This is a genomic window from Streptosporangium sp. NBC_01469 (assembly GCF_036227305.1).
Taxonomy (GTDB): Bacteria; Actinomycetota; Actinomycetes; order Streptosporangiales; family Streptosporangiaceae; genus Streptosporangium.
On record NZ_CP109465.1, the window covers coordinates 9,577,741 to 9,591,767 of the forward strand.

Genomic DNA, 14,027 nt, shown 5'->3' on the forward strand with positions numbered 1-14,027 from the left:
AGTGGCCTTTCAGACGACGGTGACAGTGACGGTGGGGCGATGGTGCCGGTCGCGGCGCCCGGCCCGTAGGTGGTGCCGGTCGTGATACCCGGCCCGTGTGATGGCGCCGGCCACGATGTCCGGCTCGGGCGACGGTGCCGCACACGGTGCCCGGCACGAGCAATGGTGCCGGTCGGCATATCGGGCCCAACAGTGGCACGAATGCCGCTTATCGTTAATATCTCGCCATGTTCCTCCCACCGCCGATGCCCCGCGCCACGCGCCCTACCGTCTCCGTGCTCGCCTTCGACGGCATGTCCCCCTTCGAGCTGGGCTGCGTGGTCGAGATCTTCGGCATCGCCCGCCCCGAGTTGGAGGTGCCCTGGTACGAGCTGTCGGTCTGCGCCGAGAGCCCCGCCGACCTGCGGATCACGGGCGGGTTCACGATGCGGGCGGAACACGGGCTCGACATGCTGGTGGCCGCGGACACGGTGATCGTGCCCGGAGTGGCGGACGTCCACGGTGAGGTGTCCCACGAGGTGGTCGCGGCACTGCGGCGGGCCCGCGACCGGGGGGCGCGGGTCGTGTCGATCTGCTCGGGGGCGTTCGCGCTGGCCGCCGCCGGACTGCTGGACGGTAGGGAGGCGACGACCCACTGGAGGTACGCCGGACTGCTTCAGCGGAGGTTTCCGCAGGTCAAGGTCGATCCGGATGTGCTCTACGTGGACGGTGAGGACGTGCTGACCAGCGCGGGCAGCGCGGCGGGGCTGGACCTGCTGATCCATCTGGTGCGCAAGGACTACGGACCGGGCGTGGCCAACGAGGTCGCGCGAAGGCTCGTCATCCCCCCGCACCGGGAGGGCGGGCAGGCGCAGTTCATCCAGGCCGCGGTCACCCCGGTGGAGGACGGCGCCGCCGTGGCGACCGCGATGGCCTGGGCGCTGGAACACCTCGCGGAACCCATCACGATCGCCGCCCTGGCGGAGGCCGCGCACATGTCCCGGCGTACGTTCATCAGGCACTTCGGGCGGCAGACCGGGACGAGCCCGCTGCGCTGGGTGATCTCCCAGCGGGTCACGGCCAGCCTGGCCATGCTGGAGTCCACCTCCGCTCCGGTGGAGGAGATCGCGTCCGCGGTGGGCTTCGACAGCGCGGCGACCTTCCGCCACCACTTCACCCGGGCGATGCGCACCTCCCCCTCGGCCTACCGGCGGGCCTTCCGCGCCCCGGCACCATCCGACCAGGCGAACTCGCACGGGGCTGAGCATCGGCCCTGGGAGCTGGACCCGGCCACGGAACCTTAGTGCGAAACAATCCCATAGCCTAATTTACGTTTTATCGCACATGGTTCACTTATACGACTAATCACAATAACAGCGGCATTAAGATTTTATATAGAGACCCAAATGCGCAGAGTGCAAAGAAACGCGCGCCTCCCATCAAGCTTCCATTCCAGGTTCTGGCCATACCTCTCCTGCCTATCTCCCAGGCGCCCCAAGAATGGCCGTACGGCGTTTTCTCTCAATAGGAAGGGAGAGACAACGCACGTGTCTACTTTCATGAAACGGACCCTTGCGGGCGGCGCGCTCGCCGGGGCCGTCCTTCTTTTGCACTCCCCTGTCCCAGTTTCGGCCGATTCTCAACTTCAGATATCGGCTCAGGCTCGCCACGACGAAATCCGATCCGTCGGAAGCACGCAGGGCGACCCCTGCCCTGTACTGCTTTCCAGCATTTGCACGAACTTCATAGCCCTGCCCGCTGTGATCCGCAGCAGGGACTCCGTACCCACCGGAACGATCATTCACAAGGGGCTGCCCACCTCGAGTGATGCGGTTTATATCCCGCTGTGCAGGTGGCTCGGTCTGCCGAGCTTCCTCTGCCGGATCCCTGACGGGATCCAGGGCCCGCCGGGCCCCGCAGGCCCCAGGGGCCCGGCGGGCCCCCGAGGCCCAGCAGGCGCTGACGGAACCGATGGCGCACCGGGACCGGAGGGACCATCCGGACCCGAGGGACCCGCAGGACCGGAAGGCCCAGCCGGACCTGAAGGACCGGCAGGACCCGCAGGCGCCGACGGCGCACCCGGACCCGAAGGCCCAGCCGGACCCGCAGGCGCCGACGGCGCACCCGGACCCGAAGGACCAGCCGGACCTGAGGGACCGGCAGGACCGGCAGGCGCTGATGGCGCACCCGGACCCGAAGGACCGGCAGGACCCGCAGGCGCCGACGGCGCACCCGGACCCACAGGACCAGCCGGACCCGCAGGCGCCGACGGCGCACCCGGACCCGAAGGCCCAGCCGGACCCGCAGGCGCCGACGGCGCACCCGGACCCGAAGGCCCAGCAGGACCTGAGGGACCGGCAGGACCGGCAGGCGCTGATGGCGCACCCGGACCAGAAGGACCCGCAGGCGCCGACGGCGCACCCGGACCCGAAGGCCCAGCAGGACCTGAGGGACCGGCAGGACCGGCCGGACCTGAAGGACCTCAGGGACCGGCAGGCGCTGATGGCGCACCCGGACCCGCAGGACCAGCAGGACCAGAGGGACCGGCAGGCGCTGATGGCGCACCCGGACCCGAAGGACCAGCAGGACCCGCAGGCGCCGACGGCGCACCCGGACCCGCAGGACCAGCAGGACCAGAGGGACCGGCAGGCGCTGATGGCGCACCCGGACCCGAAGGACCAGCAGGACCCGCAGGCGCCGACGGCGCACCCGGACCCGAAGGCCCAGCAGGACCAGAGGGACCGGCAGGCGCTGATGGCGCACCCGGACCCGCAGGACCCGCAGGCGCCGACGGCGCACCCGGACCCGAAGGACCAGCAGGACCCGCAGGCGCCGACGGCGCACCCGGACCCGAAGGACCAGCAGGACCAGCCGGACCTGAAGGACCTCAGGGACCCGCAGGCGCTGACGGCGCACCCGGACCCGAAGGACCAGCAGGACCAGAGGGACCGGCAGGCGCTGATGGCGCACCCGGACCCGAAGGACCCGCAGGACCCGCAGGCGCCGACGGCGCACCCGGACCCGAAGGACCGGAGGGACCAGCCGGACCCGAAGGCCCAGCCGGACCCGAGGGGCCTGAGGGACCCGCAGGCGCTGATGGCGCACCCGGACCCGAAGGCCCAGCAGGACCCGCAGGCGCCGACGGCGCACCCGGACCCGAAGGCCCAGCAGGACCCGCAGGCGCCGACGGCGCACCCGGACCGGAAGGCCCAGCAGGACCGGCAGGCGCTGACGGCGCACCCGGACCCGAAGGACCTCAGGGCCCCACAGGACCAGCTGGACCGGAAGGGCCGGCAGGACCCGCGGGACCAACCGGACCGGAAGGACCCCAGGGTCCCCCTGGACCGCCCGGACCGACGACAACCAGCGGCTCGGTCACCGGTCAGCCGGTAACCGGTGGCCACATTGTCAGGACGCCGATTATCAGTGCCCACATTGTCAGGGGACCGATTGTCTGGGCTACTCCTGTGACCACCGTCTGCGTGCCCCTGAGGATCTGCTGAGGTTTCCAGGGGCCTCATGAAAACAGGTCGATTGACACGCCCCGGCCCGGCGGTTCACTCCGAAGGTCCCTAGGACCGGGAAAGTGAGAATCGGGAACGGCCACGCGGGGCCGGTGGCCGTCAACTGAAATACGGAGAGGTGCGGGGCATCACGCCCCGCACCTCTCCGCCTGTTCGAAACCCTGTGCCGCGCGTCTCTCGAAAGCCTCTCTCGAAAAGCCTCTGCCGAAAGCCTCTGTCGAAAGCCTCTGCCGAAACTCTCCGCCGACCGCCTCCATTGGAAGATCTCGCGACCACGCGGGCCGTCTCCCGCGTTCAACCGGCCCGCGCGACGAGAGAACCGATCAGCCGGACGCGTACCTCTCCCCGTCCACACCGTCCAGGCCGGTCACGCAATATCACCCCTGGACAATAGACAGTTTTCCTACAAGATTAGTTGGGTACTGGTTCCGGCTACAAGTACAGGAGTCCACCGTGGCGCTCATCCAGCCCGATCCCACCTTCTACCCGTCAGCCCGCGAGGCCATGATGGCCCCGAAGGAGGAGCTCGCCTACGTCGCGCTGCTCGCCGCGACCGGTGACGACCGGCCCGACGGGCTCGCCACGATCGACCTGTCGAACGGGTCGATCGCCGACGTGCACGACATGTCCGTCCCCGGCGACGAGCTCCATCACTTCGGCTGGAACGTGTGCAGCGCGGCGCTGTGCCCGTACGCGCCGCACCCGCACGTGGAGCGGCGTTATCTGGTCCTTCCCGGTCTGAGGTCCAGCAGGATCTACATTTTCGACGTCAAGGACGATCCCCGCCGCCCCAAGCTCGTCAAGACGATCGAGCCAGAGACGATCTTCGAGAAGACCGGCTACAGCCGCCCGCACACCGTCCACTGCGGCACCGACGCCATCTATGTCAGCGCGCTCGGCAACGTGGACGGCGACGCGCCCGGCGGAGTGTTCACCCTCGACCACGACACCTTCGAACCCAAGGGCCGCTGGGAGGTCGACCGGGGGCCGCAGCGGCTGCACTACGACTTCTGGTGGCACCTCGGGCACGACACGATGATCTCCAGTGAGTGGGGGACGCCCAACCAGATCGAGCCGGGGCCCTCGCTGGAGCTTCTGGTCGGCCGGCAGTACGGTCACAGGCTGCACGTCTGGGACCTGGCCAAGCGCAGACACCTCCAGGAGATCGACCTGGGCGACCAGCACCAGATGGCCCTGGAGCTCCGGCCCGCCCACGACCCGACCAAGACCTACGGCTTCGTCAACACCGTGATCAACGTCGAGGACCTGTCGGCCAACATCTTCACCTGGTACCTGGAGAAGGGCGTCTGGAAGGCCCGCAAGACGATCACGATCCCGGCCGAACCCGCCGACCCCGACCTGCTGCCCGAGCCGCTCAAGCAGTTCGGCGCGGTACCACCGCTGGTCAGCGACATCTCGCTCACCCTCGACGACCGGATCCTGCTCGTCTCCGCCTGGGGCACCGGCGAGCTCAAGGCGTACGACGTCTCCGACCCGTTCGCGCCACGCGAGACCGGCTCAATCCGGCTCGGCGGGATCGCCAGGCGCGACGGCCACCCGGCGGCTCCGGGCCGGGCGCTGAACGGGGGGCCGCAGATGGTCGAGGCCAGCAGGGACGGACGGCGGGTCTATTTCACCAACTCGCTCTACCGCTCCTGGGACGACGTCTTCTATCCCGACGGCGTCTCCAGCTGGATGGCGAAGGTGGACGTCGCCGACGACGGTTCGATCGCCCTCGACCCGAGCTTCTTCGTCGACTTCGCCTCCGACGGCCGCCGCGCGCACCAGATCCGCCTGCAGGGCGGCGACTCCTCCTCCGACTCCTACTGCTTCCCGTGATCCCGGCCCACCGCCCACCGGGCGCCGCCGCCTTCCCGCTCTCCGCGAGGCACGCCCGATGGATCTGACGTCCCTGCTCGTCCTGGCCGGGCTCGGCGCCTTCCACGGCCTGAACCCGGCCATGGGCTGGCTCTTCGCGGTCGCGCTCGGACTGCAGGAGCGCTCGCGCGACGGGGTGCTGCGCGCGCTGCCACCCATCGTGCTCGGCCACGCGGGCTCGGTGCTGATCACGCTCGGGCTGGTGTCGGCGGCCCGGCTGGCCGCCCCGCCGAAAGCGGTCTCGTACGGCGTGGCGGCCGTGGTGTGCGGGTTCGGCCTCTGGCGGCTGCTGAGGCGGCGCCATCCCCGTTGGGTCGGGATGAAGGTGACGAAGTGGCAGCTGGCCGGGTGGTCGTTCCTGATGGCCACCGCCCACGGGGCCGGGCTGATGGTGCTCCCGGTCACCCTGAACGGCGGGCGCGGAGGCCACGAAGGGCACGACGCCGCCGCGCTGGCCTCGCAGAGCCTGCTGGCGACCGGGGTGCACACGATGTCCATGCTGGTGACGACCACCGTCCTGGCCCTGGTCGTCTACGAGCGGCTGGGTGTGGCGGTGCTCCGCAAGGCGTGGTTCAACCTCGACCTCGCCTGGGCCGTCGCCCTCATCGGGGCGGGCGCCTTCGCCGCGCTCACCTGATGCCGCCCGGCGTGCGAACCGGCCGTCGCACGAACCAGGCGCACGAACCAGGCGCACAAAGCAGGTGCACAAACCAGACGCACGAACCAGACGCACGAACCAGGCGCCGGGCGAACCGGGTGAACCGCCCGGTGGCGGCGTACGTCTCAGGAGCATGCGCCGACTGTTACCCGCCCTGCTGGCCGTCGCCGCCCTCTCGGCGTGTGCCATGACCGAGTCCAGCACAATAACCGCGAAGGGGGTGAAACGGGAGGTCCCCAAGGACCCTCCGGTCGCGGAGACCGTACGCGGCCTGACCTCCTTCGGACACGTCCTGTTCGCCGCGACCGCGAAACCCGGGGCCAACACCGTCCTGTCGCCTCTGAGCATCGGTTACGCCTTCGGCCTGGCGAGGGCGGGAGCCGCCGGAGACACCGCCACCGAGCTCGACGCGCTCTTCGGTTTCCCCTCCGGGGGACCGCACACCTCTTTCAACGCGCTCACCCGGCAGATCGTCACGACCGACGAGCCGCCTCCCCTCCCCGACCCGGACGCCGAGCGGGACGCCCAGGCGGGCGCGCCCGAGCCGCCGATCGTGGGCATCGCCAACGCGTTGTTCACCCAGGAGGGGCTGAGCGTCAGGCCCGGATTCCTGCGTACGCTCGCGGCGCAGTACGGCACGGGCGTGCGCCAGGTGGACTTCGCCGGGGACGCCGCGGGGGTCATCAACGCCTGGGCCGAGGAGCGGACCGCCGGGCGGATCAGGAAGGTGTTCGACAACCTGCCCGCGCGGACCAAGCTGGTCATCGCCAACGCCGTCTACCTCAAGGCCGACTGGACGACGCCGTTCACCGACGCGCCGGAGAAGGGGGCCACCTTCACCCGCGCGGACGGTACGACGACACGCACGACCCTGATGCGCCGCGACGGCTTCCTCCCGTACGCGGCGGGGTCCGGCTGGCAGGCCGTGGAGCTGCGCTACGCCGGGGACGAGCTGGCCATGTGGGTCCTCGTGCCACGAGCGGGCGGCTCCCCCGGTGACCTGCTCTCCCCCGCCGTGATGGCGGAGGTGGCCGCCGGGCTCCGGGAGCGGCCGGTGCGGCTCGCCCTGCCCCGGTGGGACTTCTCCACGAGCCTGGCCCTGGCGGGACCGCTCGCGAAGCTGGGGCTGCGGGGGACCGACTACTCGGGGATCACCGACGGGGCCCTCCTCGACCAGGCGATCCACCGCGCCAACATCGCCGTGGACGAGTGGGGTACCGAGGCCGCCGCCGTCACCGGCCTCGCCTTCGCCGTGTCCGCGCCGGCCCCGCCGGAGGCCGAGGTCCGCGCCGACCACCCGTTCGCCTTCGCGATCGTCCACCGGCCGACGCTGACCCCGCTGTTCATCGGCCAGGTCGGCGACCCGTCCGCGGGGAACTGAGCCGCCCGCGGGCTCAGCCGGAGAGGGTGAGCAGGCCGTTGTCCACCACGGCCCGGCCGAAGACGCGGGCCAGCTCGGCCAGGCGGGCCAGCTCGTCGTCGGAGAGCGCGGCGTACGCGGGCAGCGCCAGCTCGTCGGTGCGGTCCTCGATCCGCTGCCTGAGCGCCGCGCCCTCCTCGGTGAGCTCGTCCCCGGCCAGCAGGCCGCGCCCGCGCAGCCCCTCCTCGGCCGCGGTCCACTCCTCCTCGGGCCAGTCGCGGCTGAACTTGAGGAACACCGTGGGGATGTGCCCGGTCGCGGCGTGCAGGACCAGCGCGTCCAGCGGGCCGACGCCCTCGGTCAGCAGGGCCGCGACGTGCCCGTCACCCCGGAACTCGCGAAGCAGCGTCTGGGCGTGCCAGAGCCGCAGGAGCGGCTCGGAGGGCCAGGGCAGCGCGGCGTGCGCGGCGAACAGCGGGCGCCCCTGGAGGTAATCGCACGCCCTCTCCGCGGCGCGGGTGGCGAGCTCGGCCGTCTCGGCGAGGGTGTCGATCTCGTGGATCCCGGCCCGGCGCAGGGCCGCTCCGGCGGCTTCGAGCCGGGCCGCGAGCAGCTTCTCCGGGGTCGTGACCCGCCACGCGGCGGGGAGCGCGCGCCGTACGAGGGCGGGGTGGAAGTTGTAGAAGGTCGCGATGACCAGCTCGGCGGAGGCGGTGCCGAAGGCCGCGGAGCGGGAGGCGAAGTAGCCCGCGCGGCTGTCGAGGCCGAGCGCGGCGTAGCGCTCGGTGGCCTCGGGCACGAAATAGATCATCCCGTGGACGGGCTCCAGGCGGCGCCAGGATTGACGGGCAAGCCGGACGTCGGTCATCACGCCTCCACGAAGTCAACGGAACGGCCGGGGTTCTCGACCTCGCGCCGGGCGAAGCCGACGTCCCTCTGAACCGACCAGCCGGTATCCGGAAACCTATTCCTACTCGCCAGTAGCCGTCAACGGCGGCGCACCACGAAGAACCCCCAGCCGAGGCATCGCCTGCCGTACTCGACGTGCGAGCGCGGAAACCTTGAGGACACGCGGTGACCCGGCACAGGGAGATCCCGGGGGTTGCGGCTGACACGGTGTCAGCCCCTATACCTGGAAGCACCATGTTCAGTATCGGAGAGTTCTCCCAGCTCGGTCAGATGTGGGTGCGCATACTGCGCCACTACGACACGATCGGCCTGCTCCGGCCCGCCCATGTCGACCCGGACAAGGGCGGCTGCGACAACTGGGTGACCGAACCGCAGATGACGGTCACGCGGACTGCGACACGGGCGGCCACGCGAACGCGGTCACCGCGATAACCGTGGAGGGCGGTCACGCGTGGGGCGACGTCACGCGTCCGTGGTGACCAGGTCGCCGAGGCGTCGGACGTTCTGCTGGAGCCTGCGCCTGAGCATGCGTTCGAGAAGGGGCGCGCGCAGGCGCAGCAGGCCGGGGAGCCTGACCCGGAACCACATGGCCACCAGGCATCGGTCGTCATCCAGGGGCACGACCGACCTGCCGCCCTCGACGTCGATCCCCGACGTCCCCCGCCAGACGAACTCCCTCCCGGGCACCACCGAGGTCACCAGGCCGCTGATGTAGTAGAGGCGTCCGGCGAAACGCATCATCTCGTCGGTGGTGGTGCCCGGGACGACGAGTCCCGGCGGGTCGGGCGCCATCGTGGTCACGCCCGCACGCCACCGTGGGTCCTGGCCGAAGTCGGCGACGATCCGCCATATCTCGGCCGCGGGATGGGCTATCTCCATCGCCACCCTCAGCTCGATCACAGCTCGTACACGGTTCCCGTCGGCCGCTCGGACCCCGCCCGCGGGCGGGCCTGGGCGGCGGCGTGCGAGGCGGAACCGGAACGGACGGGCTCGGGGGCGTCGGCCTCCGTCCAGCGACTACCGGTCATCGACCCGCTCTTTCCCACTAAGCGAAATTAATCGACAACCATACCGAATCTGCATTTGTCATGAATGCTGGCCGAAAGGGGGATTTTCGGGGCCGCCCCGCCGACCGTACCCCGAACACCGCGCACCGGCACCGGCCGCGCGGCGACCGGCGATCGCCGCCGACCGGAGCCGGCGCCTCGCGATCACGACCGGCCGGGGTCGGTGGACTCGGGGACACGGACGGTGATGCCGCCGGGCACGACCTTGGCCTTGAGCTCGGTGACGGTGCCCTTGGCGCCGCCGTCCAGCTCGTAGGTCATGGGAGTACCGAACGTGGCGGTCACCTTGCGCGCCCGGGTCATCCGGACGAACGGCGACTCGTCGGACCGCCCCACGCTCATCCGGCCGAGCACGCGGGCCCACTGGATCGGCCCCTCCGCGGTGGTCACGCCGATCTCCAGCCATCCGTCGTCGGGACGCGCGTCGTCGAACGCCTCGATGCCGCCGGTGATGGTGCCGACGTTGCCCAGCAGCAGGCAGCTCGCCTCACCCTCGAACCACGTCACACCGTCGATCTTGACCTCCATCGGCACGAGCTCCCCCCGGACGTGGCGCAGCCCCGTCCAGACGTACGCCGCGCGCCCCAGGCGGTCCTTCAGCCCACGGTCGGCGTCCTCGATCATCGCCGCGTCGAAGCCGACCCCGGCCATGACGGCGAAGTGCTCCCCGTTGACCTTCCCGAGGTCCAGCTTCCTGCTCTCGCCGTGGAAGGCGATGTGCACGGCCTTGGGCAGGTCCTCGGGGATGCCCAGGTTCTGCGCGAAGAGGTTGGCCGTCCCCGCGGGGAGGATGCCGACCGTGACGCCGGAGCCCGCGAGCGCGTCCACGCAGCGCTGCACCATGCCGTCGCCACCCCACACCAGGACCAGGTCGGCCCCTTCCTTCAGCGCCTTCTTCGCCTTCTTCGGCGCCTTCTTGCTCTTGGGCACCTCATACCAGAGCAGCTCGCCGACACCCTCGTCGGCGAGGAGCCTGCGCAGCTCGTCCAGCCCTCCGCCGAACGTCTTCCTCTGGTGGGCGATCACCGCGACCGTGCCGACCTTCTGCTTCCGGGGCAGCATCTGACCTCCTGTAGCACCACGTCGGATACCCCGACGGCTGCCCTCACCCCGGAGCGGCAAACGTCGCCGCTCTCCAGGAGAACGGGTACCCGCCACCGCCCGCCCCCAGCTCGTACCCCGTTTTTCCCGTTTCCCCAGCGCTCGTCCGGTTCGACCAATCGGTGATCAGCAGATGCCGGAAGTCACTATCGTCACCCTCATGGAGCAACTGGCGTTCGCCTCGACCACCCTGGTCACCTTCAAGGACAGGACCTACCGCTGGGTGGACGTGAAGCACTTCCGCGTCACCACCCGGCAGGACGACGAACCGCTGCTCACCGCGCTGCTCACCCACCAGCTGTACCGGGACGACTACCTGGGCTCCGACCCGCGGAAGGAGAACGGGCCGGTGCACGGCCCCTACCGCCTCGACGCGCTCTCCGCGGCCTCGTTCGAGGAGGTCGACCAGGAGACCGCCTGCGCCACGATCCGCACCTGGGCCGGCAGGTACGCCGACCTGCCTGAGACGGTCGCCCACGACCTGGAGGCCGAGGTCTACCCGCTGATCCGCGCGGCCACCTCCCGCTACCGCCTCCGCGACCTCGACGAGGCGGCCCGCGACGACGACCTGGGATGGATCCTCGGCGAGTTCCACGAACTCGTCCTGATCGACCGGAACGAGGACTCCCTGACCGTCGTCGTCGCCTCCGACGACTGACCCGGCCCCACCCACCGTACCTGCCATCCTTTCTCCACGCCGTTCCTGTTCACCGCTCCGCCTCGCACCGGCAAGACCACCGTCGTCCGCCGTCTGATCGTATTACTCCAGGCGTCGGAGGTGCCGGTCGGTGGCTTTGTCACCCACAAGACACAAGAAAGCGACTGAAAGGTTAGATACACGGACAGAGGGCCCGTAAGGTTCCGAAACCGCCCAGCCCCGCGAGGCGAGCCCCCGAGCGAAGCGAGGAAAGGGGGGCGTGGGGGCACAGCCCCCACACCGGGGGGCTCGGGGGGTCGCCCCCCGCGCAAACGACGAAGGGGCCCGCCGGGAGCAGGCTTTCACCTGCGAACAGCGGACCCCAGTCACCGAAGTGGAGCTATGGGGATTCGAACCCCAGACCTCCTCCATGCCATGGAGGCGCGCTACCAGCTGCGCCATAGCCCCTTGCGATGCAGATGAAATCCTAACCGATTCGGGACAGTCCTCGCGCCCTCATTCCGGTCGCCAGCGCGACGGCCGCGGAGCCCACGGCGCTCGCGGTGATGATCCCGAAGGAGATCACGTACGCGTCGCGGGAGGGTACGGAGGTTCCGGCGATGGTGATCGAGGTGAGGAGGGCGGAGGTCGCGGCGCCGGAGACGCTGCCGCCGATCGAGCGGACCAGGGAGTTGATGCCGCTGGCGATGCCGCTCTGGTCCACCGGCACGTGCTGCACGGCGAGCGCCCCCAGCGCGGCGAAGCCGATGCCGAACCCCAGACCCTGTACGGCGTTGGAACCGACCAGATGGAGCACCGAGTCGTTGAAGAAGGTGAACCAGCCGAATCCCGCCGCGCACAGGCCCGCGCCAAGGGCGAGGGAGTAGGCGGGGCCGAGCCGACTGGAGAGGCGGCCCGCCATGAAGGAGGAGAGCAGCATGGTCACGGCGCTGGGCAGGGCGTAGACGCCGACGTCGAGGACCGATCCGCCGAAGCCGTACCCGGCGGACGAGGGCGTCTGGATGAAGCTGGAGATCAGGGTGAAGGAGCCGAACATGGCGAAGCCCAGGAGCATCGAGGCCAGGTTGGCCGGCAGGGACCGGCGGCCGACGAGCAGGTGCAGCCGTATCATCGGCGCCCGGAGCCTCATCTGGCTGAAGACCCACGCGGCGCAGAACACGGCCGCGCCCGCGAACAGTCCGACGACGATTCCCGAGCCCCAGCCCCAGTCGTTGCCCTTGGAGATCGCCAGCAGCAGGCAGACGAGCCAGACGGACAGCAGCGCCGCACCGACGAGGTCGGGGCGGCCCCCGGCGCCGACCCCGCTGTCGTGGACGCTGAGCGCGATGAGGACGACCGCGGCCACACCGAGTCCCGCGGTGATCCAGAAGACCGGGTGGTGGCTGGGGGTGCGGTCGGCGATCAGGCCGGTGACGATCATGCCGAGGCTGCCGCCGACGCCCATGGTGGCGCTGACCACCCCGATGGCCGTCATGACCCTGGCGGGCGGGAAGCTGTCCTTGATCATGCCGATGGCCAGCGGGATGAGCGCGGACGACGCGCCCTGCAGGGCCCGTCCGGCGATCAGCACGGGGAGGGTGTCGGACAGGGCGCAGACCACCGAGCCCAGGACGAGCAGGCCGACGGTGAACAGGATCATCCGCTTCTTGCCGTACATGTCGCCGAGGCGCGACAGCAGCGGCGTGGCCACCGCGGCGGCGAGCAGCGAGGCGGTGAAGACCCAGGTGACCTCGGCCACCGACACACCGAAGGTGACCATCAGCCGGGGCAGCAGCGGGATGACCACGGTCTGCTGGACGGACGCGACCATCCCGGCCATGGAGAGCGCCACCAGGGTCAGCCAGAGATGTCTGCCCTGCCGCGTGGCGCCCGGTTCGGCGAGGATCGTTCCCGTCACTGCCCGCTCCCTCACTGTCGACTTCCGCCCTCGCATGGTAGAGGATCACTGTAAACAGTCGTTTACCAGGTCATGTCACATCTGGGCCCCGTGATATGTCTAATCCCTATGGCCGTTGAGCGTTTCGAGGAGCATCGCGACCTGCTGACCGGGGTCGCCTACCGGATCCTGGGCAGCGTGACCGACGCCGAGGACGTCGTCCAGGAGGCGTGGCTGCGCTGGTCGGGTGTCGACCTCTCCCGGGTGGAGGACGACCGGGCATACCTGGTCAAGGTGGTGACGCGGCTCTCCGTCGACCGGCTGCGGCGGGTGAAGGCCCAGCGTGAGGCCTACGTCGGGTCGTGGCTGCCGGAGCTGATCGTCACCCCGGACGTGGCCGAGCGGGCCGAGCTGGCCGACTCGGTGGAGCTGGCGCTGCTCGTGGTGCTGGAGACCCTGTCCCCGCTGGAGCGCGCGGTGTTCGTGCTGCGGGAGGCGTTCGGCATGCCGTACGCGGAGATCGGCGAGATGATCGAGCGCAGCGAGGCGGCGACCCGGCAGCTCGCCCGGCGCGGCAGGGAGCACGTCCAGGAGGGCAGGCCGAGGTTCGAGGTGGACCGGGGGCTGCGGCGCAGGCTCACCGAGCGGTTCGCCGAGGCGGCCGTGGGCGGCGACCTGGGAGCGCTGACCGCGATGCTCGCCGAGGACGCGTCGCTGGTCAGCGACGGTGGCGGCAAGACCAAGGCCCCGCTTCGGGTCATCACGGGCGCGGGCAAGGTGGCGCGCTTCCTGTCCTCGATCGCGTCCGGGGAGCGCGTGCGGACCTTCATGGAGAGCATCGGCGCCGAACCGGTCTCCGGCCTCGACATGGAGATCGCGGAGGTGAACGGCGGGCCGGCCATGGTGGTGACGGTGGAGGGACGGCCGGTCACGGTGTTCTCCCTGGTCATCGAGGACGGCCTGATCAGGACCGTCTTCCTGGTGGCGAATCCGGAGAAGCTCTCCCGGCTCTGACCT

At 70.4% G+C, this 14,027-nt stretch carries 14 protein-coding genes and 1 tRNA gene; 9 read left to right on the top strand and 6 right to left on the bottom strand.

Translation table 11 applies throughout. The annotated features are described in order from the left end of the window. The first annotated feature begins 227 nt into the window (after positions 1 to 227). From OG587_RS41705 to OG587_RS41725, 5 genes are all read left to right on the top strand, one after another. Positions 228 to 1,283: a helix-turn-helix domain-containing protein gene (locus tag OG587_RS41705; RefSeq protein WP_329084368.1), complete on the top strand. Its 1,056-nt coding sequence runs from the start codon at positions 228 to 230 to the stop codon at positions 1,281 to 1,283. Between the two features lie 667 nt (positions 1,284 to 1,950). Then, positions 1,951 to 3,372, top strand: a complete 1,422-nt coding sequence (locus OG587_RS41710; RefSeq protein ID WP_329084369.1) for a hypothetical protein — start codon at positions 1,951 to 1,953, stop codon at positions 3,370 to 3,372. Between the two features lie 584 nt (positions 3,373 to 3,956). Further along, positions 3,957 to 5,342, top strand: coding sequence for a selenium-binding protein SBP56-related protein (locus tag OG587_RS41715; RefSeq protein WP_329084370.1), 1,386 nt, complete (start codon positions 3,957 to 3,959; stop codon positions 5,340 to 5,342). A gap of 58 nt (positions 5,343 to 5,400) precedes the next feature. Further along, entirely contained in the window at positions 5,401 to 6,018 is a 618-nt protein-coding gene (locus OG587_RS41720) for a hypothetical protein (protein WP_329084371.1), read from the top strand. 154 nt (positions 6,019 to 6,172) lie between these two features. Beyond that, the gene (locus OG587_RS41725; RefSeq protein WP_329084372.1) at positions 6,173 to 7,420 is read left to right on the top strand and encodes a serpin family protein; all 1,248 of its coding nucleotides are present in this window, start codon (positions 6,173 to 6,175) and stop codon (positions 7,418 to 7,420) included. Between the two features lie 13 nt (positions 7,421 to 7,433). Here OG587_RS41725 and OG587_RS41730 read toward each other — a convergent pair whose 3' ends face one another. Next, positions 7,434 to 8,267 carry an SCO6745 family protein gene (locus tag OG587_RS41730; protein ID WP_329084373.1) on the bottom strand — a complete coding sequence of 278 codons (834 nt, stop codon included), beginning with the start codon at positions 8,265 to 8,267 and terminating at the stop codon, positions 7,434 to 7,436. Positions 8,268 to 8,542: 275 nt separating this feature from the next. On the opposite strand from OG587_RS41730, the gene OG587_RS41735 reads away from it, so the two are divergent. Beyond that, on the top strand, positions 8,543 to 8,740 hold the full coding sequence (locus OG587_RS41735) for a hypothetical protein (protein ID WP_329084374.1): 198 nt from the start codon (positions 8,543 to 8,545) through the stop codon (positions 8,738 to 8,740). Between the two features lie 30 nt (positions 8,741 to 8,770). Here OG587_RS41735 and OG587_RS41740 read toward each other — a convergent pair whose 3' ends face one another. The 3 genes from OG587_RS41740 to OG587_RS41750 all read right to left on the bottom strand — a co-directional run bounded on the left by OG587_RS41740 (position 8,771) and on the right by OG587_RS41750 (position 10,437). Beyond that, complete coding sequence (locus tag OG587_RS41740; RefSeq protein ID WP_329084375.1) at positions 8,771 to 9,208, bottom strand: SRPBCC family protein; 438 nt, start codon at positions 9,206 to 9,208, stop codon at positions 8,771 to 8,773. Continuing rightward, positions 9,205 to 9,336, bottom strand: coding sequence for a hypothetical protein (locus tag OG587_RS41745; RefSeq protein ID WP_329084376.1), 132 nt, complete (start codon positions 9,334 to 9,336; stop codon positions 9,205 to 9,207). The genes OG587_RS41740 and OG587_RS41745 overlap by 4 nt, the downstream gene beginning before the upstream one ends. A gap of 183 nt (positions 9,337 to 9,519) precedes the next feature. Further along, on the bottom strand, positions 9,520 to 10,437 hold the full coding sequence (locus tag OG587_RS41750; protein ID WP_329084377.1) for a diacylglycerol/lipid kinase family protein: 918 nt from the start codon (positions 10,435 to 10,437) through the stop codon (positions 9,520 to 9,522). Between the two features lie 172 nt (positions 10,438 to 10,609). Here OG587_RS41750 and OG587_RS41755 point away from each other — a divergent pair, with 172 nt between their 5' ends. Both OG587_RS41755 and OG587_RS47425 read left to right on the top strand, forming a co-directional pair. Then, positions 10,610 to 11,134, top strand: a complete 525-nt coding sequence (locus OG587_RS41755; RefSeq protein WP_329084378.1) for a hypothetical protein — start codon at positions 10,610 to 10,612, stop codon at positions 11,132 to 11,134. A gap of 45 nt (positions 11,135 to 11,179) precedes the next feature. Continuing rightward, entirely contained in the window at positions 11,180 to 11,302 is a 123-nt protein-coding gene (locus OG587_RS47425) for a nucleoside-triphosphatase (protein WP_443075648.1), read from the top strand. A gap of 206 nt (positions 11,303 to 11,508) precedes the next feature. Here the strand turns inward: OG587_RS47425 and OG587_RS41760 are convergent. Together OG587_RS41760 and OG587_RS41765 are read right to left on the bottom strand one after the other, a co-directional pair. After that, a tRNA-Ala gene (locus tag OG587_RS41760) sits at positions 11,509 to 11,581 on the bottom strand. A 19-nt stretch (positions 11,582 to 11,600) separates the two neighbouring features. Beyond that, positions 11,601 to 13,031 carry an MFS transporter gene (locus tag OG587_RS41765; protein WP_329084379.1) on the bottom strand — a complete coding sequence of 477 codons (1,431 nt, stop codon included), beginning with the start codon at positions 13,029 to 13,031 and terminating at the stop codon, positions 11,601 to 11,603. 108 nt (positions 13,032 to 13,139) lie between these two features. Between OG587_RS41765 and sigJ the strand changes: the two genes are divergently transcribed. Next, a complete protein-coding gene (gene sigJ / locus OG587_RS41770) occupies positions 13,140 to 14,024 on the top strand; it encodes an RNA polymerase sigma factor SigJ (RefSeq protein ID WP_329084380.1) in 885 nt (294 codons plus the stop codon). Positions 14,025 to 14,027: the final 3 nt, after the last annotated feature.

Bases quoted from the DNA above. Each gene is read 5' to 3' on its own strand.
- OG587_RS41745 (WP_329084376.1), bottom strand. From the start codon at position 9,336: ATGACCGGTAGTCGCTGGACGGAGGCCGACGCCCCCGAGCCCGTCCGT.
- OG587_RS41710 (WP_329084369.1), top strand. From the start codon at position 1,951: ATGGCGCACCGGGACCGGAGGGACCATCCGGACCCGAGGGACCCGCAG.
- OG587_RS41725 (WP_329084372.1), top strand. From the start codon at position 6,173: ATGCGCCGACTGTTACCCGCCCTGCTGGCCGTCGCCGCCCTCTCGGCG.
- OG587_RS41755 (WP_329084378.1), top strand. From the start codon at position 10,610: ATGCCGGAAGTCACTATCGTCACCCTCATGGAGCAACTGGCGTTCGCC.
- OG587_RS41705 (WP_329084368.1), top strand. From the start codon at position 228: ATGTTCCTCCCACCGCCGATGCCCCGCGCCACGCGCCCTACCGTCTCC.
- OG587_RS41720 (WP_329084371.1), top strand. From the start codon at position 5,401: ATGGATCTGACGTCCCTGCTCGTCCTGGCCGGGCTCGGCGCCTTCCAC.
- OG587_RS41750 (WP_329084377.1), bottom strand. From the start codon at position 10,437: ATGCTGCCCCGGAAGCAGAAGGTCGGCACGGTCGCGGTGATCGCCCAC.
- sigJ (WP_329084380.1), top strand. From the start codon at position 13,140: ATGGCCGTTGAGCGTTTCGAGGAGCATCGCGACCTGCTGACCGGGGTC.
- OG587_RS41730 (WP_329084373.1), bottom strand. From the start codon at position 8,267: ATGACCGACGTCCGGCTTGCCCGTCAATCCTGGCGCCGCCTGGAGCCC.
- OG587_RS41735 (WP_329084374.1), top strand. From the start codon at position 8,543: ATGTTCAGTATCGGAGAGTTCTCCCAGCTCGGTCAGATGTGGGTGCGC.